We start from the raw sequence: 22,326 nt of genomic DNA, 5'->3' as shown, positions 1-22,326 counted from the left end.
TGCGTTCTCCTTTGTGGATCGATCAGTAAAGCGTCTTGGCAAGCGTCTCGGCGGCGCGGTCGAGGTCGTGGACCTCGCTTCGTCCGACCACCGCATAGGCGACATCGCCGATCTGGAAATAGGCCGACGAAATGTCGCCCGAGGGCGCTATCGCCGGCTTGACGACGTCGAAGGTTCCGGGCCGGATCGCAAACAGCGACACCAGCCCCATGTCTTTCGTCTCGACCGCCATCTCGACGCTCGGCCCAAAGCGCGACGGATAGATCTGCACGTCGCGCACCCTCCAATCCGTCGGCAGCGACGGCATGACGATGGCAGTGGCGGCGCGGATTTCGCCGGCGTTGTAATTGGGCGTTTCCGCCTGCGATGGCATGCTCTCGCGCACCAGCGTCGTCCTGTGGGCCTGCACCGCCTCGTCGACATAGGCGGGCGGCTGCGGCGAGGCGACGACCTTGGTCACCGACATCGGCCCGATGATGCCGTTTGCCAGCCAGCCGGCGGCGACGAAGCCGGCGACCGCCGCCGCGCGCTGCAACACGCCGAAGAGCCGGCCGCGGGCAAGCCCCCTCTCCAGCCGCCGCGCGGCATCGGCGGTCGCGGGGCGCGCCATGCCCTTGGAGCCGGCAAGCGCCACGCGCAGTTCATCCCGGGTCCTGAGATCCGACATCACGCGCGCCGCCGCCTCCGGGCGAGCGGACAAGAATGCTTCGACCTCGATGCGGCGGGTGACGTCGACCTGGTCGTCGACATAGGCGTCGAGGTCGACATCGGTCACGGGATCGACAGTTGCGGTCATGACGGGCCTCCAACGATCCTGAGGTGGTTTTTTGCCTTCGCGGGCTCCTCCATCTCGCGCAGTGCCGCGCGCGCCCTGCCGATGCGTGACATCAGCGTGCCGAGCGGCACGCCGCTGGCATCGGCGGCCTGTTGATAGGAGAGGCCTTCGATGGCGACGAGGTGCAGCGCTGAACGCTGTTCTTCCGGCAGGCTGAAGAAAGCCTCGCGCACCTGCGCCAGGCGCACCGAATGTTCCTGTGGTGCCGGCGTGCTGCCGTCGGCCAGGTATCCAGCCTGTTCGACGCGCGACGCTTCGGACTTGCGGGACCGCATCTTGTCGATGAAGGTGTTGTGGACGATCGACAGCAGCCACGCGCGCAGGTTTCCGCCGGAGCGGAACGTGCTGCGCCGCTCATAGGCGCGCACCAGCGCGTCATGGACAAGATCCTCGGCGTCGGTGCTGTCGCGCGTCAGCGAGCGCGCATAGCGACGCAGCGAACCGAGCTGTCCTATGATGTCAAAGCGTGGCACCGGCGGTTTCATGTCCTGTTTACGGAGCATGTAGGGATTTTAATCCCTGCCCTGCCAATTTTTTCCCTTTGAGGACATCGTTCGCCTCTACCCTCGCCTCGCAGCATCGAGGGGCTATCCCTGGAACCGCATGATGAAGCCGAGAATACAAGCTCCCGGAATCGTTGTGCGGGTGATTTCCATCGGTGCATCGATGGCAGGCATGGCGGCAGTGAGCCCAATGTGGCGACTGGAATGCAGTAGATCGTGCCTACTTCACACGCCTCTTCTCCAGCTTCCGCGCCAGAGTCCGGCGGTGCATGCCCAGCCGTCGTGCCGTCTCCGAAATGTTGAAGTCGGCCTCCACTAACGTCTCGTGGATGCGCTCCCATTCGAGGTTCTTTATCGAGGTTGGTCGCTCGGCGAGCGGCACCGAAGCATTGCCTTCGACCTGGCCGAAAGCCGCTTCAATGTCGTCTGTATTGGCGGGTTTGGCGAGATACTGGCAGGCGCCGAGCTTGATCGCCTCGACAGCGGTGGCGATGCTTGCAAAGCCGGTCAACACGACGATCCGCATTTCAGGATCGTGCTCGTGCAGCGCCCTGACGCATTCCAGGCCCGAGCCGCTGGCAAGCTTGAGATCGACGACGGCATATTGGAAGGCAACGGTGCCGATCAGCGCATGCACGCCGTCGACGCTCCGGCAGCTATGTGTTTCGTAATCACGCCGTTCGAAAGACCGGCGCAGTGCGTTGGCAAAGGCGATGTCGTCCTCGACGATCAACAGCGTGCGTTTAGTCGGCATTGTGCCCTCGCGCAGACAGAGCAGCCAGTGGCAGATGCAACGTAACCGAAGCTCCCCCCTCGGTTCTATTTCTTACGGTGACGGTACCCCCCAGCTTGCGGATGACATTGACGACCAGAAACAGGCCGAGCCCACTACCTGGCCGGTTTTTGGTCGACGTGTAGGGCTTGCCGAATTCTGCAAGCATGGCTTCTTCAAATCCCGGTCCCGAGTCGACGACTTCGACGATGAGATCGTCCGCGTGGCGGCTGACGATCAACCCGACCCATAGAGGCGACGCTTCAAGTGCGTTGTCCAGTACATTGAACATCACCTGTTTGAGCGCGGGATCGGAGACGATCTCCTGGTTGGCGCCGAAACGCCTGGTGTATTCGAAACCTTGCGGCAGCCGTGTCGATTTCCATTCGGTCACCAGCTCCGCCAGGAAGGCGTCGACGGAGGTGCGAACCGTGCCTTCGCCGCGCAATTCGCCCGACGACATCAGGATTCCCGAAACGATCTTCTTGCAACGGTCCAACTGGCCCTGCATCTCCCGGATTTCCTGCGCCAAATCCGGATCTGCCTCGAGAGCCGGCATGCGCTGCCAGTCGTTGAGGATGACGGAAAGCGTGGCCAGCGGCGTGCCGAGCTCATGCGCGGCACCGGAGGCGAGCAGGCCCATCCTGACGATGTGAGCCTCCTCCGCCGACTGCTGGCGCAAATCCGCAAGATGGGCGTCGCGGGTGCGAATGTTGTTCTGGACCCTGGTGATGAACAGCACCAGAAGCGTTGCCGCCAGGACGAAACAGATGAACATGCCCTGGATGTGCAGGCTGAACAGCCCGGCACCGTGTGCGGCGGGCAGACTGATCTCACGGTAGAAGGTGGTCAGCGCAATGAAGCACGTGCTTGCAATGAGGACAAGGGCCCAGACCGACCATGTCTCCAGCAGCACCGCGCCTAGGATGACCTGGAGCAGGTAAAGCGAAATGAAGGGATTGGACGCGCCGCCGCTCAGGTAAAGCTGGACCGTCAACGCGGTGACGTCGAGCAGCAGCCCAAGAAACAGCTCGGTGTTGGTGATCGCGTCCTGGCTGCTGTGCCGGCGCAGGCTGGCGACATTGAGAGCGATCAGCAGCAGGATCACCACCGCCATCGGGACCAGCGGCAATCCGATGCCGAGCACGTAGCGGACGAACAGGATCGTCACGATCTGACCACCGACCGCGATCCAGCGCAGTTGAATCAGAAGCAGAAAATTCTGTTTGTTGGTCTTGTCGTGCAGAGTCATTGGGCCGGGAGGTCCCCAGCCCTGGCCAAGCAGGTCACTCAAGCGGGCGTCCGATCCAGGCGCTGGTTGAGCCTCAGCGCAAGCAACGTGCATAGCGCTCCCGACAACAGATAGGCGCCTGATGAGATCAGCCCGAAATGGGCGGACAGGAACAGGGCGACTATGGGGGCGAAGCCCGCCCCGAACAGCCAGGCGAGATCCGAGGTCAGCGCTGCCCCTGTATAGCGGTAGGTCTTTGAAAAGTTCGAGGCGAGTGCTCCTGAAGACTGGCCGAACGACAGGCCGAGCAGGACGAAGCCCAATACCATGAAGACGGACTCTCCGACGAAGCCGCCATCGAGCAGCTGTGGCGCGAAACCGCTGAAAACGGCGATGGCCACCGCCGAGCCTCCTAGCAAGGGCCAGCGCCCAACCCGGTCTGCGACGAAGCCCGAGATCGCGATTGCCGCCAGGCCGAAGAAGGCTCCGATCGTCTCGATGACGAGGAACCGGGCCGGTCCCTCGCGCGTGAACAGGAAAATCCAGGACAGAGGAAACACCGTCACCATGTGGAACAGGGCGAAGCTCGCCAGCGGCGCGAAGGCGCCGAGCACGACAGTGCGCCCTTCGGCGCGCAACGTTTCGCGGACGGAAGTCGGCTCCAGTTCCTGGCCTTCGAACAGTTTGGTGTATTCCGGCGTCACCACGATGCGCAGCCGTGCGAACAGGGCGACGACATTGATGGCGAAGGCGACAAAGAACGGGTAGCGCCAGCCCCAGCTGAAGAAGTCTTCGGCCGACAGGTTGCCGACGAAATATGCAAACAGGGCGCTGGCAACGATGAGCCCGAGTGGTGCGCCCAGCTGCGGGATCATCGCATACCAGCCGCGGCGCTTTTCGGGCGCATTCAACGCCAGCAGCGAGGCAAGTCCGTCCCATGTCCCGCCCAGCGCCAGTCCCTGACCGATCCGGAACATGGCCAGCAGCCAGGCCGAAGCCTGGCCGATCTGGTCGTAACCGGGCACGAAGGCTATCGACACGGTCGAGGTCCCCAGCAGGAACAGCGCGATGGTGAGCTTGGCGCTGCGTCCGTAGGCGCGGTCGAGCGCGGTGAAGATCGCCGTCCCGATCGGCCGCGCGATGAAGGCAAGCGCGAAGATGGCGAAGGAGTAGAGCGTGCCGGTCAACGGGTCGGCATAAGGAAATACGAGCTTCGGAAAAACGATGACGGAAGCGATCGCGTAGACGAAGAAGTCGAAGAATTCCGACGTCCTGCCGATGATGACGCCGACAGCGATTTCGCCGGGCTTCACCTCATGATGCCGCGCGTTGATCCGTCTTGCGTCGGCTTCGATCTTCGAAGTTGGGCTCACAGCATTCTCCGTCGCCCCGCCGCGGTCTTACGATCGCTTGCCATGTGCGCGGGCCAGGTGCTTTGATGACGCCTGCCGCGTCATTGCGGCATTGGACAAATTGTCCAATGCCTTCATTGCCGCGGTACGGTTAGCACTGGGGGGAACAACCGACAGGTCATACATTGAGCCGTCTCCGTACCCTTTTCCTGCTGCCCCTGCTGGCATTGCTCGGCTCCTGCAGCATGGTCGTCATGAACCCTGCCGGCGACGTCGCCGCGCAGCAGCGCGACCTGCTGATGGTGTCCACGGCACTGATGCTGATCGTCATCATACCGGTCATGGCTCTCACCATATTCTTTGCCTGGCGATACCGCCAGTCCAACCGCGAGGCGCGCTACGAGCCGGATTGGGACCACTCGACCCACCTCGAACTCGTCATTTGGGCTGTGCCGCTTCTGATCATCATCTGCCTGGGCGCAGTGACCTGGATGGGCACCCATCTGCTCGACCCCTATCGTCCGATCGGACGTGTCGCGGCCGGCAAGCCGCTGCCGCCGGACGTGCGCCCGCTTGAGGTCGAAGTCGTCGCGCTCGACTGGAAATGGCTGTTCATCTATCCGCAGTACGGCGTGGCCATGGTCAACGAACTGGCTGCGCCGGTCGACCGGCCGATCAGCTTTCGCATCACCTCCGCATCGGTGATGAACTCCTTCTACATTCCAGCACTGGCCGGCCAGATCTATGCAATGCCGGGTATGGAAACCAGGCTGCACGCCGTCATAAACAAGTCCGGCGACTATGAAGGGTTCTCCGCCAATTACAGCGGCGCCGGCTTCTCGGGAATGCGCTTCGCGTTCCACGGCCTGGACGATGCCGGTTTCCAGGCATGGATCGCGAAGGCAAAGGACGGCGGCGGCAAGCTCGACCGAAACGGCTATCTGGAACTCGAACAGCCCAGCGAGAACCAACCCGTGCGCCACTATGCGGCGGTGGATGCCGATCTCTACAAGGCGATCCTCAACATGTGCGTCGAGCCCGGCAAGATGTGCATGAGCGAGATGTCGCAGATCGATGCCAAGGGCGGTCTGGGAATGGCCGGCATCCGCAACACCCTGCCGCTGCTGTATGACAAGTTCGCCCGGCGCGGCTCGATATTCGGCCCTGCCCCATCCTATGTCGCCAGCATATGCACAACCGAAGAAGCACTGGCGGCTTCGAAGGCCGATCAATCCGTCACGCCGATGACCTCGACGCCGATCGTCGGCGCTGGTCTGCAACGGCCACTGCCCCTGTCGATCCGACTGCCGTCACCTTCCGCAACCGGCACGCTTCGGTCGCCCTTCAACTCCTGAGGCGCCACGCAAGACATGTTCGACAATCCTGCTTTTCTCAAGGCGATCTTCGGCCGGCTTACGCTCGAGTCGCTGCCGCTGCACGAACCCATCGTGGTCGCGACCTTCATGGTCGTCGCGCTGGGCGGCGTGGCACTCGTCGGCGCGCTGACCTATTTCAAGCTCTGGGGCTATCTGTGGCGCGAATGGTTCACCAGCGTCGACCACAAGCGCATCGGCGTGATGTACATGGTGCTCGGCATCGTCATGCTGCTGCGCGGCTTCAGTGACGCCATCATGATGCGGCTCCAGCAGGCGATGGCCTTCGGCGGTTCGGAAGGCTATCTCAATTCGCATCACTACGACCAGATCTTCACCGCGCACGGCGTGATCATGATCTTCTTCGTGGCGATGCCGCTGGTGACGGGCCTGATGAATTTCGTCGTCCCGCTGCAGATCGGCGCCCGCGACGTGTCGTTTCCGTTCCTCAACAATTTCAGCTTCTGGATGACGGTCGGCGGCGCGGTCATCGTCATGATGTCGCTGTTCGTCGGCGAATTCGCCCGCACCGGCTGGCTTGCCTATCCGCCGTTGTCGGGGATCGGCTACAGTCCCGATGTCGGTGTCGATTATTATATCTGGGCCCTGCAAGTGGCGGGCGTCGGCACGCTGCTGTCGGGCGTGAACCTGGTCTGCACCATCGTCAAGATGCGCGCGCCTGGCATGACCATGATGAGAATGCCGATCTTCACCTGGACCGCGCTTTGCACCAATGTGCTCATCGTCGCCGCCTTCCCGGTGCTGACGGCGGTGCTGGCCCTGCTGGCTCTCGACCGCTATGTCGGCACCAACTTCTTCACGAACGACTTCGGCGGCAATCCGATGATGTACGTGAACCTGATCTGGATCTGGGGCCACCCCGAGGTCTACATCCTGATCCTGCCGGCCTTCGGCATATTTTCGGAAGTGACCTCGGCCTTCTGCGGCAAGCGGCTCTTCGGCTACACGTCGATGGTCTACGCGACAGTCGTCATCACCATCCTGTCCTATCTGGTCTGGCTGCATCACTTCTTCACCATGGGATCGGGAGCGAGCGTCAACTCGTTCTTCGGCATCACAACGATGATCATTTCGATCCCGACAGGCGCCAAGATATTCAACTGGCTGTTCACCATGTACCGCGGCCGCATCCGCTTCGAACTGCCGATGATGTGGACGGTCGCCTTCATGCTGACCTTCACTGTCGGCGGCATGACCGGCGTGCTGCTCGCGGTTCCGCCAGCCGACTTCGTGCTCCACAACAGCCTGTTCCTGGTCGCGCATTTCCACAACGTCATCATCGGCGGCGTGCTGTTCGGCCTGTTTGCCGGCATCAGCTACTGGTTCCCCAAGGCATTCGGCTTCCGGCTCGATCCGTTCTGGGGAAAGATGTCGTTCTGGTTCTGGGTGGTCGGCTTCTGGTTCGCCTTCATGCCGCTCTACATCCTCGGCTTGATGGGCGTAACGCGCCGGCTGCGCACCTTTGAGGATCCCTCGCTGCAGATCTGGTTCATTATCGCCGCCTTCGGCGCCTTCCTGATCCTGCTTGGTATCCTGTCCTTCCTCATCCAGATCTTCGTCAGCGTGCGGCGGCGCGAGCAGCTTCGCGACGATACCGGTGATCCCTGGGACGGGCGCACCCTCGAATGGGCAACCTCGTCGCCGCCCCCGGCCTACAATTTCGCCTTCACGCCGGTCGTCCACGATCTCGACGCCTGGGCGGACATGAAGAATCGCGGCTACCAGCGTCCGTTGACGGGCTTCCGCGACATCCACATGCCGCGCAACACCGGAGCCGGCGTCGTCCTGGCCGGGTTGAGCGTGGTGCTTGCCGTGGCGCTCATCTGGTACATTTGGTGGCTGGCGATCGTCAGCTTCGTCGCCCTGATCGGCTACGCCATCGCGCATACCTTCAACTACGACCGGGACTTCCACATTCCGTCCAGTGACGTCACCCGCGTCGAGGACGAGCGGACACGCCTGCTCGCAGCCACCAGCCAGGCGGGATAAGCACCATGGCACACGCCGACACGGTGATCGACGACACGGTCTTCCACCTGGAAGACGACCACGGCCATGCCGAGAGCGGCAGCAGCACCATGCTCGGCTTCTGGATCTACCTGATGAGCGACTGCCTCATCTTCGCGATGCTGTTCGCGGTCTACGGCGTGCTCGGTGGCAATTACGCGGCCGGACCCGCGCCGAAGGATCTGTTCGATCTTCCGCTGGTCGCGCTCAACACCACCATGCTGCTCCTGTCCTCCATCACCTACGGCTTCGCGATGCTGGAGATGGCGAAGGGACGGGTGAAGCCCATGCAGGTGTGGCTGGTGATCACTGGCCTGTTCGGCCTCGCCTTTCTCTGCATCGAACTCTACGAATTCGCCCATTTCATCCACGAGGGGGCGACGCCGCAGCGCAGCGGCTTCCTGTCGTCGTTCTTCACGCTGGTCGGAACGCACGGCCTGCACGTCACCTTCGGCCTGGTCTGGCTGGTGGTGCTGATGGTGCAGGTCTCCAGGCACGGGCTGATCGCCGCGAACCAGCGGCGCCTGATGTGCCTGAGCATGTTCTGGCACTTCCTCGACGTCATCTGGATCGGCGTCTTCACCTTCGTTTATCTGATGGGAATGTTGCGATGAGCGTCGGCCACCACACAGACACCAGCGACCAGAGCCACGCGCGTCACGGCGTCGATCACGGCTCGCTGCGCGGCTATCTGACAGGCTTCGGCCTGTCCGTCGTGCTGACCGCCATTCCCTTCTGGCTGGTCATGACCAACCCACTCGGCAATCAGATGGCTTCGGCGATTGCCATCATGGCCTTCGCCGTCGTGCAAATCATCGTCCACATGGTGTTCTTTCTGCATATGAACACCAGGTCGGAGAGCGGCTGGACCATGATGGCCCTGATCTTCACCCTCATCCTGGTGGTGATCGCGCTGACGGGCTCGCTCTGGGTCATGTACCATCTGAACGCCAACATGATGCCCGGCCATGACATGAGTCAGATACCCTGAGAGAGGGACCTGGCTTTGGATGAACAGGCGCGGACGACACCGCATTCGAATACAGGCGACGGCCAAAGGGTTACGCGTTCACCATGGACGCTGTTGGTGCTTTGCCTTTGCGGTGCCATCGGCGTCGCAGGGTTCTCGGCGCTCGGTATCTGGCAGCTGGAGCGCCGCGTCTGGAAGCTCGACCTGATCGAGCGTGTCGACCAGCGTCTCAAGGCCGTACCTGTGGCCGCCCCGGCGCCTTCGGCCTGGCCAGAGATCAACGCCAGGGATGATGAGTATCGCCAGCTTGCCGTCACGGGCCGGTTTCTCGGTGATCGCGAGACCCTGGTCCAGGCGGTCACCGATCGCGGCGGTGGTTTCTGGGTAATGGCGCCGTTCCGAGCGGATGATGGCTTCACGATTCTGGTGAACAGGGGCTTCGTGCCGACGGACAAGCGCGATCCGGCAACCCGCCTCGCAGGCAAGCCCTCGGGCGATCACACCGGAATTCGCGGCCTGCTGCGCCTGACCGAACCGAAGGGCGGCTTCCTGCGTAACAACGATCCGGCCGCCAACCGCTGGTATTCGCGCGATGTGCAGGCGATCGCCTCGACGCAAGGCCTCGGGCAGGTCGCTCCTTATTTCATCGATGCCGATGCCACGCCCAATCCGGGAGGGTGGCCGGTCGGCGGCCTGACGGTCGTTTCGTTCCACAACAACCATCTGGTCTATGCCCTGACATGGTTCGGGCTGGCCTTGATGGTGCTGGGCGCGATCGCCTATCCGTTGCGGCAGGCTGGGAAACACGGCGGGGGCTGACCGCTGGCCGAGGCAAAGCTGAAAGGAGCAGGCAGGGCAGGCTTCCCGGCACCCCGTCTCAGGCTGGAGCACCTAGCTAAAACCGCTGGCGAAACGCGACCGATTTGCGTATCACTCCGCCGCCATTGGAGCCCTAGCGATGTTTGAAGCCCTGCAGCCCGCCCCCGCCGACAAGATCCTCGCCCTGATCGGCCTTTATCGAGCCGATCCGCGTCCAGACAAGGTCGATCTCGGTGTCGGCGTCTACAAGGATCGCGACGGCAAGACGCCGGTCATGCGCGCCGTGCGCGAAGCGGAAAAGCGCCTGCTGCAGGGTCAGGACACCAAGACCTATCTCGGCCTTGCCGGCGATACCGGCTTCAACACGGTAATGGCCAAGCTCGCCTTCGGTCCGGGCGCCGACATGACGCGCATCCGTGCCGCGCAAGCGCCCGGCGGCTCCGGCGCACTGCGGCTGGTGGCGGAACTGCTGAAGCGGACACGCTCGGATGCAACCATCTGGCTGTCGGACCCGACCTGGCCGAACCACATGCCGGTAATGCGCGCCGCCGGCCTGCAGATCCGTGAATATCCCTATTTCGATGCCGCCTCGGGCGCTGTTCGCTTCGACGACATGCTGGCGGCCCTGCGGACCGCAAAGAGCGGCGACGTCGTGCTGCTGCATGGCTGCTGCCACAACCCGACCGGCGCCAATCTGGATGCGGGCCAGTGGGCTGCCGTTTCCGATCTGGTCGTCGAGCGCGAGCTGCTGCCGTTTGTCGACATCGCCTATCAGGGCTTTGGCGATGGCCTCGAGGCCGATGCCCTCGGCTTGCGCCTGTTGGCGGCAAAAGTTCCGGAAATGGTCGTCGCCTCGAGCTGCTCGAAGAATTTTGCTGTCTACCGCGACCGCGTCGGCGCGGCGATGATCCTGGCCAGGGACGGCGCACAGGCGGATGTGGCGATGAGCCAGATGCTGTCGGCGGCGCGCGCCATGTATTCGATGCCGCCGGACCACGGTGCGGCGGCCGTGCGCATCGTGCTCGAAGACGCCACCTTGCGCGCGGATTGGGAGGCGGAGCTTGAAGAGATGCGGCTACGCATGCTCAGGCTACGCGTGCAGTTCGCCGAGGCGCTGCGCCGGCAGTCGAATTCCGACCGTTTCGATTTCGTCGCCAGCCATCGCGGCATGTTCTCCCGCCTTGGGCTCACGGAAGCGCAGGTCGAGCGACTGCGTGCCGAGCACGGCGTCTACATGGTCGGCGACAGCCGCATCAACGTCGCCGGCCTGCCCGAGGACGGCATGGACGAACTCGCCAAGGCGATCGTTTCGGTTCTTGATTGACGCGGCTTGTCTGTGGACAAGGCTTCCGCGCCGGCTGACAGCGTTAGCCGCGCGGCCGGTCGCGGGATAGCATCCGATAGACTGTTTTGACGCAATTCCGGACAGAAAACCGTTTCACACTTTTCCTGGAATAGCTCTAGATGACGCCATCGAAAGACATTTCGCGCCTGATCGAGATCATGGCGGCGCTGCGGGCGCCGAAGACCGGCTGTCCCTGGGACATCGAACAGGATTTCTCGACCATCGCGCCCTACACGATTGAGGAAGCCTATGAGGTGGCGGACGCCATCGCGCGCGGCGACCTTGACGATCTGCGCGACGAGCTCGGCGACCTTCTGCTGCAGGTTGTCTATCACGCGCAGATGGCCGAGGAGGCCGGTGAATTCGCCTTCCCGGATGTGGTGCAAGCCATCACGACGAAGATGATCCGCCGCCATCCGCATGTCTTCGGCGACGAGAAAGCCCGCAACGCCGGCATGGCCAAGGGCATGTGGGAAAAGATCAAGGCCGAAGAGAAGGCGGAGAAACGAAGCGCCCGCCTCGCGCGTGGTCTCGATCCCGAAGACAACGGCAAGGGGTTTCTGGACAGCGTGCCGGTCGCCCTGCCCGCACTGACCCGGGCGCTGAAACTTCAGGAGAAGGCCGCCCGCGTCGGTTTCGACTGGAGCGAGGCGGCGCCCATCCTCGACAAGATCGAGGAAGAGATCGGCGAATTGCGCGAGGCGCTGGCCAAGGGCGACACCGCCTCGATCAAGGATGAGTTCGGCGACATGCTGTTTGCCGTCGTCAACCTAGGCCGTCATCTCAAGCTCGATTCCGAAGCAGCGCTGAGCGGCACCAACGAAAAATTCCGCTCGCGCTTCCACTATGTCGAACAGGCCCTGGAAAAATCCGGTAGCACACTGGAAAAGGCTGATCTGGCCGAGATGGAAGCGCTCTGGAAGGAAGCAAAGACCGCGAAGTAAGTTACATTACCCGTTGTTTTTACGACGCAATCTGCTTTCGATCTCTTCGCGGGCGCTTTGCGTGGCCTTGAGCGAGATGGTGGCGCTGCCGTCATCATTGTCGCTTCGCGAAACGACATCGCCATTGCGGTAAAGCCAGTCGACAAGGCCGAACTGTGCCGGCTCGATCGTCACGGTGAGGTCTTCGAGTTCGCCCGCCATCCGCGTTTCGATGATCGCCTTCAGCGCGTCGATGCCCTCGCCGGTCACCGCCGACACCGCAATCGGCGGCGCCTTGTTGGCGTCGGCGCCGTCTGCAAGCAGCCGGGTCCGGTTGCCTTCGTCGAGCCGGTCGATCTTGTTCCACACTTCTATCACGCGCTTGGCGTCGCCGGCGTCGACACCGAGGTCGGCCAGGATGCGCTCGACATCTTCCGCTTGTGCAGCAGTGTCCGGATCGGAAATGTCGCGCAGATGAAGCACGAGATCGGCCTCGACCACCTCTTCCAGGGTGGCGCGGAAAGCCGCGATCAGATGCGTCGGCAGGTCCGAAATGAAGCCGACCGTATCGGAGAGGATGATCGGCGTGCCATGTGGGAGGCGCACGCGGCGCAGCGTCGGGTCGAGCGTGGCGAACAGCATGTCCTGCGCCAGCACATCCGCCCCGGTCAGCCGGTTGAACAGCGTCGACTTGCCGGCGTTGGTATAGCCGACGATCGCCACCACCGGGAACGGCACCTTCCTTCGCTTGGCGCGGTGCAGGTCGCGCGTGCGCCGCACCGTTTCCAGCTCCTGCTTCAGCTTGATGATCTTTTCCTGCAACTGCCGCCGGTCGGATTCGATCTGTGTTTCGCCGGGCCCCCCGAGGAAGCCGGCGCCGCCGCGCTGGCGCTCCAGATGGGTCCAGCTGCGCACGAGGCGGCCCTTCTGGTAGTTGAGATGGGCGAGTTCGACCTGCAGCGTGCCTTCCTTGGTGCGCGCGCGCTCGCCGAAGATCTCAAGAATCAGCCCGGTACGGTCCAGCACCTTGGCGTTCAGCTCTTTTTCGAGATTGCGCTGCTGCACCGGGGTCAGCGGATGGTCGACGACGACCACTTCCGCATGTCCCTCTTTGACGATTTCCGCGAACTCCGCAACCTTGCCGCTGCCGAGCAGCGTCGCCGGGCGCGGATCGTTGACGGTCACCACCGCAGTGTGGATCAGATCCAGGTTGATGGCGCGGGCAAGGCCGACGGCCTCGTCGTGACGAGCATCAGCCGAACGCATCAGCCGAGGACGGTTGGTCTCGTCGTCGTTGCGCTGGTGGCGGGTAAGGACGGGCACAATGACAACAGCCCGGGTCGGGCCCTTGGCTTCCGTCCCGGGATGATGCGTTGGTTTCCCGCGAACGGTGGCGTCCGCGTCTTTCTCACGTGCCAATCAGGCGCCCTGGCTTTCCTCGCCATCGAACATCTGAACCGGCTGGCTCGGCATGATCGTGGAAATGGCGTGCTTGTAGACGAGCTGGGAGTGACCGTCACGGCGCAGCAGGACACAGAAATTGTCGAACGAAGTGACCACGCCGGTCAGCTTGACGCCGTTGATAAGGAAGATGGTGAGCGGGTTCTTGCTCTTGCGAACTGAATTCAGGAACAGGTCCTGAAGGTTTTGCGATCGTTCCGCCATTGTTCTTGTCTTTCGCCGATCCCCTTCGGTTTGCAAGCCAATGCGCCAAATTAACGGGCGCATGTCAAGCTCGCAAACACCGTCTTGTCGTCAGTAACGACAAGCAGAACGAGATATATTGATGTTCATTCCACCTGTGCGGTTATCAGGCTGGACTTTTTTCCGCAATGTCAAAAAAGGCCTGCCGCAAGGAAAGTGTTATTGAGCCGGGGTGCCCATTGGCGACCGTATCGCCGTCGATAGCCACCACCGGCATGGCGAGTGTCGTTGCGGAGCTGATGAACGCCTCGCGTGCCGCCTTGGCCTCGGCGACGGAAAAGCCGCGCTCGTCGATCTTCAGGCCGAGCTTGGCCGCCACTTCGAACATGGTCGTGCGGGTGATGCCGCGCAGGATGCCGTGCTCGGCCGGCCTGGTGACCAGGACGCCGTCCCGAGTGACGATCCAGGCATTGGACGAGCCGCCTTCTTTTACGTTGCCTTCGGCGTCGACGAACCAGGCTTCCTGCGCACCGGCCTCCTTTGCCTTCTGCTTGGCCAATACATTGGGCAGCAGCCCGACGGTCTTGATGTCGACGCGGTCCCAGCGGTTCTCCGGCACGGTGATGACCGCGATGCCGGTCTCGGCTCGCTTTGCTCCGGCTGCGGGGTCGGCCTTCCTGGCGGTCACCACCAGGGCCGGCTTGGTGTCTGCGGAAGGGAAGACAAAATCGCGGCTGGCGACGCCGCGCGTCACCTGGACATAGACCAGGCCGTTGGCGACATGGTTGCGGTTGACCACCTCGCGCAGGATAAGCGGCAGCACGTGAGAGGTGACTGGCCAGGCGATCGACAATTCGGTCAGCGAGCGGTTCAGCCGCGCCAGATGGCGCGGCATGTCTACGATGAAGCCACGCGCCACCTCGCAGACCTCATAAACACCGTCGGCGAACTGATAGCCGCGATCCTCGATATGCACGGCAGCGTCCGCGTGAGCGACGTAGCGCCCGTTGACATAAGCAATGCGCGGCATGGGCAACCCCTGAAGAAATTATCGGGCTTTTCTTATGCGATTCCGCCGTTGCCGTAACCGGCAAATGCTTGGCCCAGCGCGGCGGCTGGATATGTCGCGCTCACACGCCCAGCGACTTCAGCTTGCGATGCAGAGCGGAGCGTTCCATGCCGATGAACTCGGCGGTCTTCGAGATGTTGCCGCCGAATCGATTGATCTGGGCGATCAGGTAGTCCTTCTCGAACTGCTCACGCGCTTCGCGCAACGGCAGCGCCATGATGTGCTGGTCGGATTGATTCGGCGTGCGCGGCATGACATCGCCGATCTCGGCCGGCAACAGATCGGCGGTGATCGGCGCATCGACGTCGTCGCCGCGCGCAAGGATCATCAGGCGCTCGACATTGTTGCGCAGCTGGCGAACGTTGCCCGGCCAGTTATGCGCCTGCAGCACGGCCAGCGCATCGTCGCCGATGCGGCGCGGCTTGATGCCGGCCTGGCGGGCGATCTGCTTCATGAAATTGTCGACGAGGTAGGGAATATCCTCGCGCCGCTCGGCCAATCCCGGCACGATGACCGGAACCACCGCGAGGCGATGGTAAAGATCCTCGCGGAAACGCCCGTCGGCAATCATCGCTTCGAGGTTCTGCGAGGTCGAGGAGATGATGCGGACATCGACCTTGACCCGCTTGGTTCCCCCTACCCGCTCGAACTGCTGCTCGACCAGCACGCGCAGGATCTTGTTCTGCGTCTCGCGCGGCATGTCGGCCACCTCGTCGATGTAGAGGATACCGCGATGGGCCTCCTCCAGCGCGCCGACCTTGCGCTCGACGCCATTCGATTCGGTACCGAACAGCTCGATTTCCATGCGCTCGGGCGTGATGTTGGCGGCGCTCAGCGTCACGAAAGGTGCGCTCTTGCGCGCCGACAGCGTGTGGATGGCGCGCGCGGCCAGTTCCTTGCCCGAGCCCGACGGTCCGATGATCATCACGCGGCTGTTGGTCGGCGCGACGCGTTCGATGGTCTGGCGCAACTGGCTCATCGCCGACGACATGCCGATCAGATCGAAGGTTTCGCCGCTGCGCAGCTTGAGGTCGGAAACCTCGCGCCGCAATTTCGAAGTCTCGAGCGCACGCTCGGCAATGAGGATCAGCCTGTCGGCCTTGAACGGTTTTTCGATGAAGTCATAGGCGCCGCGACGGATGGCGGAGACCGCCGTTTCGATGTTGCCGTGGCCGGAAATCATCACCACCGGCAAGGTCGGATGCATGGTCTTGATCTCGTCGAGCAGCGCCAGCCCGTCCAGGCGCGAGCCCTGCAGCCAGATATCGAGGAAAATCAGCCGCGGCGCGCGATCAGCTATAGCAGCGAGCGCGCTGTCGGCATCGAATGCCGTGCGGGTTTCGTGACCTTCGTCGCTCAGTATGCCCGCGACGAGTTCACGGATGTCTTCCTCGTCATCGACGATGAGAATATCAGACGCCATTACCGACCTTTTCAGTTTCTCTTTCGTTTTCCGCCCTGCTTTCGCCGCGCGGAGCCGTTGCGGCCGCAGGCGGCAGGATGATGCTGATCATCGCGCCGCGCCCATCGTGGAAGTCCGCTGGAGCATCGTGTAGTTCCAGCCTGCCGCCATGGTCCTCCACGATCTTCTTGACGATAGCGAGGCCAAGTCCGGTGCCCTTCTCGCGTGTGGTCATGTAGGGCTCGAGCAGCCGTTGGCGATTCTCGCGCGGCAGGCCTTTGCCATTGTCGATGACGTCGATTCGAATCGCACCATTCTGGCGCCCGGCTTGAATCCGGATTATGCCGTGCGAACCGTCCTTCTGTTCCAATCCGTCGATGGCCTCGGCGGCGTTCTTGATCACATTGCCGAAAGCCTGCGCCATCAGGCGGCTGTCGAAAGTGCCCTTGAGCGGCTCCGTGCCGAATATCCGCTCGAAGGTGATGTCGGCGCGGCTGACCTCGACCAGGAACGAGGCCTCACGCAGCGATTCGCGCAGATCTATCGCCTTCATCTCAGGCTTTGGCATGCGCGCGAACGCCGAGAATTCGTCCACCATACGGCCGATATCCTCAACCTGACGGATGATGGTGTCGGTGCATTGGTCGAAAACCTCGCGGTCCTCGGTAATCACCTTGCCGTAACGGCGCTTGATGCGTTCGGCCGAGAGCTGGATCGGCGTCAGCGGGTTCTTGATCTCGTGGGCGATACGCCGCGCCACATCCGCCCAGGCCGACGAGCGCTGCGCCTGAACCAGGTCGGTGATGTCGTCGACCGTCACGACATAGGATTTTTCCTCCGAGCCGTCGTCGCCGGCCTCGATGGTGATCTGCACGTTGAAGGTCCGCTCGGCACCGGCGCGGTAAAAGGTCACCTGCTCGCGATAGACGGGTTTGCCGGACTTGCGACCGATCTCGAAGACGCGGCCGACATGCGGCAGCACGGCGGAAAGATTCTGCCCAAGGGCTGCGCTGGCCGAAATCGCCAGCATCGCCTCGGCCGAGCGGTTGACGATGGTGACGATGCCGTAAGGATCGACGCCGATGACGCCGGCGGTAACGCCGGCAAGCACGGCTTCCGAGAAGCGGCGCCGTTCGTCGATCAGGTCCTTGGCCGACAGGATCTCATTGCGCTGCGATTTCAGTTCGAGAAGCATCTTGTTGAAGGTATCGCCGAGCGAGGCGACATCGCCGTCCGAAGGCCTGACGGGAACCGCGACGTCGAGATTGCCGGTCGCCACCTCGTCGGCGGCGCCGATGAGCTGGCGAATAGGCCGCACCAGACGGTCGGCGACCGCAATGCCGGTCCAGATCGCGGACAGGATGATGATGAGCGTCAGCGACAGATAGGGCAGCGCGAAGGCCACCTGCGAGGTACGGCGGTTATCTTCCAGCCCCCGATATTCGTCGGTGTTGGCCCTGACGATCTGCCGTGCCTTGATCACTTCGGGATCGACGAGCCGAATGGTGTAGAGGTAGAGTCCTTCGATCTCCCGCAGCTTGACGATGGCGCCCATGATGTTGCGCGTTTTCGGTTCGATCAGCACCGGCTTGCCGTCGGCAGCGCTGGCCACCGCGCCTTCCGGCGGCTCGGGCATGGCGAACTCCGTATCGGTCTTGGCGCTCATGACGAAAGAGCCGTCCGGCTTGATCAGCGCCGCATGGGCCAGCGAACGGCCCACGGCTTCCTTGTTCATCAAGTCGAGAAAGCCGGTACGATCAAGGCCGTAGAGCGTGCGCGACGCATCGAGATCATAGGCCATGGACAATGTCGTGCCCTGGAGGTTGCGGGCATTTTCCTGGACATAGGCGTCGGCGATCGAGAGGGACGAATTGACGATCGTCTTGGTGCGGATCTCGAACCAGCGGTCAAGGCCGATGTCGAGCGTGATCGAGGCAATGATGGCCACCATGATGGCGGGAATGGCGGCAACCAGGGCGAACATGGCGACAATGCGCACATGCAGCCGCGAAGCGGCCTTACCATGCCGGCGCGCCATCAGGATGCGGTGCACCTCACGCCCGACCAGCGCGATAAGAAACAGGACGAAAGCCGCGTTGAGGGCAATCAACGCCAGCGTCGTCGACTCGTTCGGTGTGATCGGCGTGGCGCCGACGAGGATGGTGAACGAGATCGCAGCCGTCATCAGCGCGCCGACGACCGCGATCACACCCGGCAGCGCAAGCAGCCGGCGCCCGTCACGAGCGCCGGGTTCGCTGAAGAGCGGTTGGTTTGTTGTCGGTGCCTGCGGAGCCATGTCGCCGTCTAGAGCCATGATTGCGTCGGATGTATGCAACGCATTGTGGCGATTATGCAACAAGTGTGACCGAGACGGAAATCTTTCGCGAGCCGATCCCCTGAAAAGAGCGCGGGCTCAGATCAAGGCTCAGCCCTGCCGCGATGATTTGTAGACGTTGACGCCGAGCTCGCGGATCTTCTTGCGCAGCGTGTTGCGGTTCAAGCCCAGCAGTTCCGCAGCCTTGATCTGGTTGCCGCGCGTTGCCGTCATCGAGGCCAGGACGAGCGGAAACTCGACCTCGGACAGGATGCGCTGATAAAGCCCCGCCGGCGGCAATTCGCCGGCAAAGGAAGCGAAATAGCGCTGCAGGAAGTGCTCGACCGCCTGCCCGATCGACAAATCGTCGGGGATCAGATTGCCGCCACCCGGCACCACCGGACGTTCGCCGGTCTTGAGCTCCGCCTCGATGATCTCGGCGGAAATCTCGTCCTGCGAATAGAGCGCGGCGAGCCTGCGAACCAGGTTTTCCAGTTCGCGCACATTGCCCGGCCACGGATAGCGCTTCATCAACTCGATGCCGCCGGAAGAAATGCGCTTGGTCTGCAGGCCTTCCATTTCGCCGAGCTTGAAGAAATGGCGGACGAGGTCCGGCACATCCTCGGAGCGCTCACGCAGCGCCGGCAGCCGGAGCGGCACGACGTTGAGGCGATAGAAAAGATCCTCGCGGAAGAGCCCCTGGTTGATCAGCGTGCGCAGATCCTTGTTGGTGGCAGCGACGATGCGCACGTCGGTCTTGATCGGCGTGCGTCCGCCGACCGTGGTGTACTCGCCCTGCTGCAGCACGCGCAGCAGGCGCGTCTGCGCCTCCATCGGCATGTCGCCGATTTCATCGAGGAACAGCGTGCCGCCTTCGGCCTGCTCGAAGCGGCCGGTCGAGCGGTTCTGCGCGCCGGTGAAGGCACCCTTCTCGTGACCGAACAGTTCCGATTCGATCAGGTCACGCGGGATCGCCGCCATATTGATGGCGACGAAGGGGCCGCCGCGGCGGCGGCCATATTCATGCAGCGCGCGCGCCACCAGCTCCTTGCCGGTGCCGGATTCGCCCGAGATCATCACCGTCAGGTCGGTCTGCATCATGCGCGCCAGCATGCGGTAGATGTCCTGCATGGCCGCCGAGCGGCCGACCAGCGGCATTGCATCGGGCTGCTCTTCCGGCCGCGTATCGATCTTCGGCCGGCGCGGCTCGGAAAGCGCCCGGTTGACGATGTTGAGCAGTTCGGTCAGGTCGAAGGGCTTGGGCAGATATTCGTAAGCGCCGGTTTCGGAGGCGCGGATCGCCGTCATGAATGTGTTCTGGGCGCTCATGACGATAACCGGCAGCTCCGGCCTCGCCTTCTTGATGCGCGGCAGCATGTCGAAGGCGTTTTCGTCCGGCATCACCACATCGGTGATGACCAGATCGCCCTCGCCCGCCGCCACCCAGCGCCAAAGCGTCGAAGCGTTGGAGGTGACGCGCACCTCATGACCGGCGCGTGAAAGCGCCTGGTTGAGGACGGTGCGGATCGCCGCGTCGTCGTCGGCGACGAGAATATTGCCGCGAACGGTCATTTGAGGTCTCCTTCGCCGTCATCATCGGCGCCGTTTGGCGCTTCTTTCCAGGCCGGCATCAGGATGCGGAATGTGGTGCCGCGCGGCGTCGATTCGCATTCGATGATGCCGCCATGCTCGCCGACGATCTTGGCGACCAGGGCAAGACCCAACCCGGAGCCGTTCGGCTTGGTGGTGATGAACGGGTCGAACAGGATCGGCAGGATGTCTTCGGAGACGCCGGAGCCATTGTCGCGCACGCAGAATTCCAGCGGCAGCGACACGCGGTCCTGCGTGCCCGGAACGGAAACACGGATGCCCGGCCGGAAGGCGGTCGACAGCACGATCTCGCCTTGCGGGTCGCTGCCGATCGCCTCGGCAGCGTTCTTGACCAGGTTGAGGAACACCTGGATGAGTTGATCGCGGTTGGCAAACACCGGAGGCAATGAAGGATCATAATCCTCCATTATCTTGATTTTCTTGGCAAAACCATTCTTGGCAATCGCCTTCACATGGTCGAGCACGACATGGATATTGACGGGATAGCGATCGATCGGCCGCTCGTCGGAAAACACCTCCATGCGATCGACCAGCGATACGATGCGGTCCGTCTCGTCGGTGATCAGCCGCGTCAGCGCGCGGTCTTCGTCGGAAGCCGACAGTTCGAGAAGCTGGGCAGCGCCGCGGATGCCGGAGAGCGGGTTCTTGATCTCATGGGCAAGCATTGCCGCCAGACCGGTCACCGAACGTGCGGCACCCCGATGCGTCATCTGCCGGTCGATCTTGTCGGCCATCGACCGTTCCTGGAACATCACCACGACGGAGCCCGGATATTCCGGCACCGGCGCGACGTAGAGATCGACGACCTTTTCGATGCCGAGACGCGGCGACGACACGTCGACCCGATACTCGTTGACCGGAGCCCGACGCTCGCGCACCTGATCGACCAGCGTCAGCAGCGGGCTGCCGAAGGGAATGAGTTTTGACAGCGTGTTGCGGGCGAGCATGTTTGCACTCGAGCGAAAGAAATCTTCCGCGTCGGCGTTGGCATAGGTGATGAAACCTTCCTCGCTGATCATGATCACCGGGCGACGGATGGTGTTGAGCACGATCTGGGCGGCATCCGCCATTTCAGCGCCTTGGTCAGCGGCGGCGTTCATGCGGCGCTCCGCAGGTTCAAGGGTTGCGGATCGCGCGAAAACACATCGCGCAGCAAGGCAATGACGCGCGCGGGCTCGAATGCGGTCAGTATGGCCTTTCGGCTGTCGTCGGCGACGCCGCCGGCATGCCGGTCGAGATACCAGCCAAGGTGTTTGCGCGCCTGGCGCAGGCCGCTTTCGGCGCCGTAGAGCGCCAGCATGTCCTCATAGTGGGCCACGATGTAGTCGGCGACCGCCGTCGAGTCCCGTGGCATGTTTGGCGTCGCCTCGCCGGTCGCTGCGGCCGCAATGCCGCCTGCGATCCAGGGCGCGCCATAATGGGCACGGCCGATCATCACGGCGTCGGCACCCGATTGATCGAGAATGTCGGCCGCTTCCGCCGGCGAAGAGACGTCACCATTGGCGACGACCGGGATGGACACGGCTTCCTTGACGCGGGCGATGGCGCGCCAGTCGGCCTTGCCCTGGTAGAACTGGCAGCGCGTGCGGCCGTGCACGGTCACCATGCTGACACCGGCCTGCTCGGCGCGGCGCGCGAGCATCGGCGCATTGAGCGCGCCTTCGTCCCAGCCAAGCCGCATCTTGACCGTCACCGGCACCTCGACCGCGCCGACAACGGCGTCGATCAGCGACAGTGCGTGGTCGAGATCCAGCATCAATGCCGAACCCGCATAACCGCCGGTAACCTTCTTGGCCGGGCATCCCATGTTGATGTCGATGATGTCGGCGCCCTCACCGGCGGCGATTCTGGCACCTTCGGCCATGTGCATCGCCTCACGGCCTGCCAGCTGAACCATATGGACGGGCAGGCCGGAGTGGCGTATGCGCAGGTTGAAACCGGCCCTGCCCTTGGCGAGCTCGCCGCTGGCAACCATTTCGGATACGACCAGGCCCGCTCCATGCGCGTGGGCACGCTGCCGGAACGGCTCGTCCGTAATCCCCGACATCGGTGCGAGGAACACGCGATTGCGGATTCTCACGCCCCCGACATCGAGCGGCGCGGCCAATTTGGTCAAGTTAACCATGCACAAAAAC

The 22,326-nt window shown here is 62.9% G+C and carries 20 protein-coding genes; 7 read left to right on the top strand and 13 right to left on the bottom strand.

Annotated elements, in window-relative coordinates:
- Positions 1–22: 22 nt before the first annotated feature.
- The 5 genes from AC0L2U_RS27250 to AC0L2U_RS27230 all read right to left on the bottom strand — a co-directional run bounded on the left by AC0L2U_RS27250 (position 23) and on the right by AC0L2U_RS27230 (position 4,714).
- Positions 23–796, bottom strand: a complete 774-nt coding sequence (locus AC0L2U_RS27250; protein WP_127810334.1) for an anti-sigma factor family protein — start codon at positions 794–796, stop codon at positions 23–25.
- Positions 793–1,338 carry a sigma-70 family RNA polymerase sigma factor gene (locus AC0L2U_RS27245; protein ID WP_127321069.1) on the bottom strand — a complete coding sequence of 182 codons (546 nt, stop codon included), beginning with the start codon at positions 1,336–1,338 and terminating at the stop codon, positions 793–795. The genes AC0L2U_RS27250 and AC0L2U_RS27245 overlap by 4 nt, the downstream gene beginning before the upstream one ends.
- 220 nt (positions 1,339–1,558) lie before the next feature.
- Positions 1,559–2,092: a response regulator transcription factor gene (locus AC0L2U_RS27240; protein ID WP_127321068.1), complete on the bottom strand. Its 534-nt coding sequence runs from the start codon at positions 2,090–2,092 to the stop codon at positions 1,559–1,561.
- Complete coding sequence (locus AC0L2U_RS27235) at positions 2,082–3,362, bottom strand: ATP-binding protein (protein WP_473602898.1); 1,281 nt, start codon at positions 3,360–3,362, stop codon at positions 2,082–2,084. Before AC0L2U_RS27235 ends, AC0L2U_RS27240 begins: the two co-directional genes overlap by 11 nt.
- A gap of 38 nt (positions 3,363–3,400) precedes the next feature.
- Positions 3,401–4,714 carry an MFS transporter gene (locus tag AC0L2U_RS27230; RefSeq protein WP_127268838.1) on the bottom strand — a complete coding sequence of 438 codons (1,314 nt, stop codon included), beginning with the start codon at positions 4,712–4,714 and terminating at the stop codon, positions 3,401–3,403.
- A 164-nt stretch (positions 4,715–4,878) separates the two neighbouring features.
- Between AC0L2U_RS27230 and cyoA the strand changes: the two genes are divergently transcribed.
- The 7 genes from cyoA to mazG all read left to right on the top strand — a co-directional run bounded on the left by cyoA (position 4,879) and on the right by mazG (position 12,172).
- Positions 4,879–6,048 (top strand): ubiquinol oxidase subunit II, encoded by a 1,170-nt coding sequence (cyoA, locus tag AC0L2U_RS27225; protein ID WP_473602897.1) that lies wholly within the window; start codon positions 4,879–4,881, stop codon positions 6,046–6,048.
- Positions 6,049–6,063: 15 nt separating this feature from the next.
- Positions 6,064–8,076 (top strand): cytochrome o ubiquinol oxidase subunit I, encoded by a 2,013-nt coding sequence (cyoB, locus tag AC0L2U_RS27220; RefSeq protein WP_127810331.1) that lies wholly within the window; start codon positions 6,064–6,066, stop codon positions 8,074–8,076.
- 5 nt (positions 8,077–8,081) lie between these two features.
- Positions 8,082–8,708: a cytochrome o ubiquinol oxidase subunit III gene (gene cyoC / locus AC0L2U_RS27215; RefSeq protein WP_127397268.1), complete on the top strand. Its 627-nt coding sequence runs from the start codon at positions 8,082–8,084 to the stop codon at positions 8,706–8,708.
- Positions 8,705–9,085, top strand: coding sequence for a cytochrome o ubiquinol oxidase subunit IV (gene cyoD, locus AC0L2U_RS27210; protein ID WP_292681732.1), 381 nt, complete (start codon positions 8,705–8,707; stop codon positions 9,083–9,085). Before cyoC ends, cyoD begins: the two co-directional genes overlap by 4 nt.
- A 96-nt stretch (positions 9,086–9,181) precedes the next feature.
- Positions 9,182–9,883, top strand: a complete 702-nt coding sequence (locus tag AC0L2U_RS27205; protein WP_127397270.1) for an SURF1 family protein — start codon at positions 9,182–9,184, stop codon at positions 9,881–9,883.
- A gap of 139 nt (positions 9,884–10,022) precedes the next feature.
- Positions 10,023–11,207: an amino acid aminotransferase gene (locus AC0L2U_RS27200; RefSeq protein ID WP_292695833.1), complete on the top strand. Its 1,185-nt coding sequence runs from the start codon at positions 10,023–10,025 to the stop codon at positions 11,205–11,207.
- A 140-nt stretch (positions 11,208–11,347) separates the two neighbouring features.
- Complete coding sequence (mazG, locus tag AC0L2U_RS27195) at positions 11,348–12,172, top strand: nucleoside triphosphate pyrophosphohydrolase (protein ID WP_292681726.1); 825 nt, start codon at positions 11,348–11,350, stop codon at positions 12,170–12,172.
- A 6-nt stretch (positions 12,173–12,178) separates the two neighbouring features.
- On the opposite strand, the gene hflX is transcribed toward mazG, so the two are convergent.
- From hflX to dusB, 8 genes are all read right to left on the bottom strand, one after another.
- The gene (hflX, locus tag AC0L2U_RS27190; protein WP_127272395.1) at positions 12,179–13,570 is read right to left on the bottom strand and encodes a GTPase HflX; all 1,392 of its coding nucleotides are present in this window, start codon (positions 13,568–13,570) and stop codon (positions 12,179–12,181) included.
- Positions 13,571–13,816 carry an RNA chaperone Hfq gene (gene hfq, locus AC0L2U_RS27185; RefSeq protein ID WP_006202172.1) on the bottom strand — a complete coding sequence of 82 codons (246 nt, stop codon included), beginning with the start codon at positions 13,814–13,816 and terminating at the stop codon, positions 13,571–13,573.
- A gap of 145 nt (positions 13,817–13,961) precedes the next feature.
- Positions 13,962–14,825 (bottom strand): D-amino-acid transaminase, encoded by an 864-nt coding sequence (locus tag AC0L2U_RS27180; protein WP_473602896.1) that lies wholly within the window; start codon positions 14,823–14,825, stop codon positions 13,962–13,964.
- Between the two features lie 100 nt (positions 14,826–14,925).
- Entirely contained in the window at positions 14,926–16,287 is a 1,362-nt protein-coding gene (gene ntrX / locus AC0L2U_RS27175; protein WP_023812026.1) for a nitrogen assimilation response regulator NtrX, read from the bottom strand.
- Positions 16,277–18,562: a sensor histidine kinase NtrY-like gene (locus AC0L2U_RS27170; RefSeq protein ID WP_473602895.1), complete on the bottom strand. Its 2,286-nt coding sequence runs from the start codon at positions 18,560–18,562 to the stop codon at positions 16,277–16,279. The genes ntrX and AC0L2U_RS27170 overlap by 11 nt, the downstream gene beginning before the upstream one ends.
- Positions 18,563–18,691: 129 nt before the next feature.
- Positions 18,692–20,152 (bottom strand): nitrogen regulation protein NR(I), encoded by a 1,461-nt coding sequence (gene ntrC / locus AC0L2U_RS27165; protein WP_292630976.1) that lies wholly within the window; start codon positions 20,150–20,152, stop codon positions 18,692–18,694.
- Positions 20,149–21,291, bottom strand: coding sequence for a two-component system sensor histidine kinase NtrB (locus AC0L2U_RS27160; RefSeq protein ID WP_128364429.1), 1,143 nt, complete (start codon positions 21,289–21,291; stop codon positions 20,149–20,151). The genes ntrC and AC0L2U_RS27160 overlap by 4 nt, the downstream gene beginning before the upstream one ends.
- Positions 21,288–22,316, bottom strand: coding sequence for a tRNA dihydrouridine synthase DusB (gene dusB, locus AC0L2U_RS27155; protein WP_127810324.1), 1,029 nt, complete (start codon positions 22,314–22,316; stop codon positions 21,288–21,290). The genes AC0L2U_RS27160 and dusB overlap by 4 nt, the downstream gene beginning before the upstream one ends.
- Between the last annotated feature and the right edge of the window lie 10 nt (positions 22,317–22,326).

The sequence above is a fragment of the Mesorhizobium sp. WSM4808 genome, from assembly GCF_055811675.1.
This window is presented reverse-complemented; position numbering and strand designations above follow the sequence as displayed.

Excerpts from the sequence above, each read along its gene's own strand:
- AC0L2U_RS27250 (WP_127810334.1), bottom strand. The coding sequence starts at position 796 with ATGACCGCAACTGTCGATCCCGTGACCGATGTCGACCTCGACGCCTAT.
- AC0L2U_RS27245 (WP_127321069.1), bottom strand. The coding sequence starts at position 1,338 with ATGCTCCGTAAACAGGACATGAAACCGCCGGTGCCACGCTTTGACATC.
- AC0L2U_RS27240 (WP_127321068.1), bottom strand. The coding sequence starts at position 2,092 with ATGCCGACTAAACGCACGCTGTTGATCGTCGAGGACGACATCGCCTTT.
- AC0L2U_RS27235 (WP_473602898.1), bottom strand. The coding sequence starts at position 3,362 with ATGACTCTGCACGACAAGACCAACAAACAGAATTTTCTGCTTCTGATT.
- cyoB (WP_127810331.1), top strand. The coding sequence starts at position 6,064 with ATGTTCGACAATCCTGCTTTTCTCAAGGCGATCTTCGGCCGGCTTACG.
- cyoC (WP_127397268.1), top strand. The coding sequence starts at position 8,082 with ATGGCACACGCCGACACGGTGATCGACGACACGGTCTTCCACCTGGAA.
- cyoD (WP_292681732.1), top strand. The coding sequence starts at position 8,705 with ATGAGCGTCGGCCACCACACAGACACCAGCGACCAGAGCCACGCGCGT.
- AC0L2U_RS27200 (WP_292695833.1), top strand. The coding sequence starts at position 10,023 with ATGTTTGAAGCCCTGCAGCCCGCCCCCGCCGACAAGATCCTCGCCCTG.
- mazG (WP_292681726.1), top strand. The coding sequence starts at position 11,348 with ATGACGCCATCGAAAGACATTTCGCGCCTGATCGAGATCATGGCGGCG.
- hfq (WP_006202172.1), bottom strand. The coding sequence starts at position 13,816 with ATGGCGGAACGATCGCAAAACCTTCAGGACCTGTTCCTGAATTCAGTT.
- AC0L2U_RS27180 (WP_473602896.1), bottom strand. The coding sequence starts at position 14,825 with ATGCCGCGCATTGCTTATGTCAACGGGCGCTACGTCGCTCACGCGGAC.
- ntrX (WP_023812026.1), bottom strand. The coding sequence starts at position 16,287 with ATGGCGTCTGATATTCTCATCGTCGATGACGAGGAAGACATCCGTGAA.
- AC0L2U_RS27170 (WP_473602895.1), bottom strand. The coding sequence starts at position 18,562 with ATGGCTCCGCAGGCACCGACAACAAACCAACCGCTCTTCAGCGAACCC.
- ntrC (WP_292630976.1), bottom strand. The coding sequence starts at position 20,152 with ATGACCGTTCGCGGCAATATTCTCGTCGCCGACGACGACGCGGCGATC.
- AC0L2U_RS27160 (WP_128364429.1), bottom strand. The coding sequence starts at position 21,291 with ATGAACGCCGCCGCTGACCAAGGCGCTGAAATGGCGGATGCCGCCCAG.
- dusB (WP_127810324.1), bottom strand. The coding sequence starts at position 22,316 with ATGGTTAACTTGACCAAATTGGCCGCGCCGCTCGATGTCGGGGGCGTG.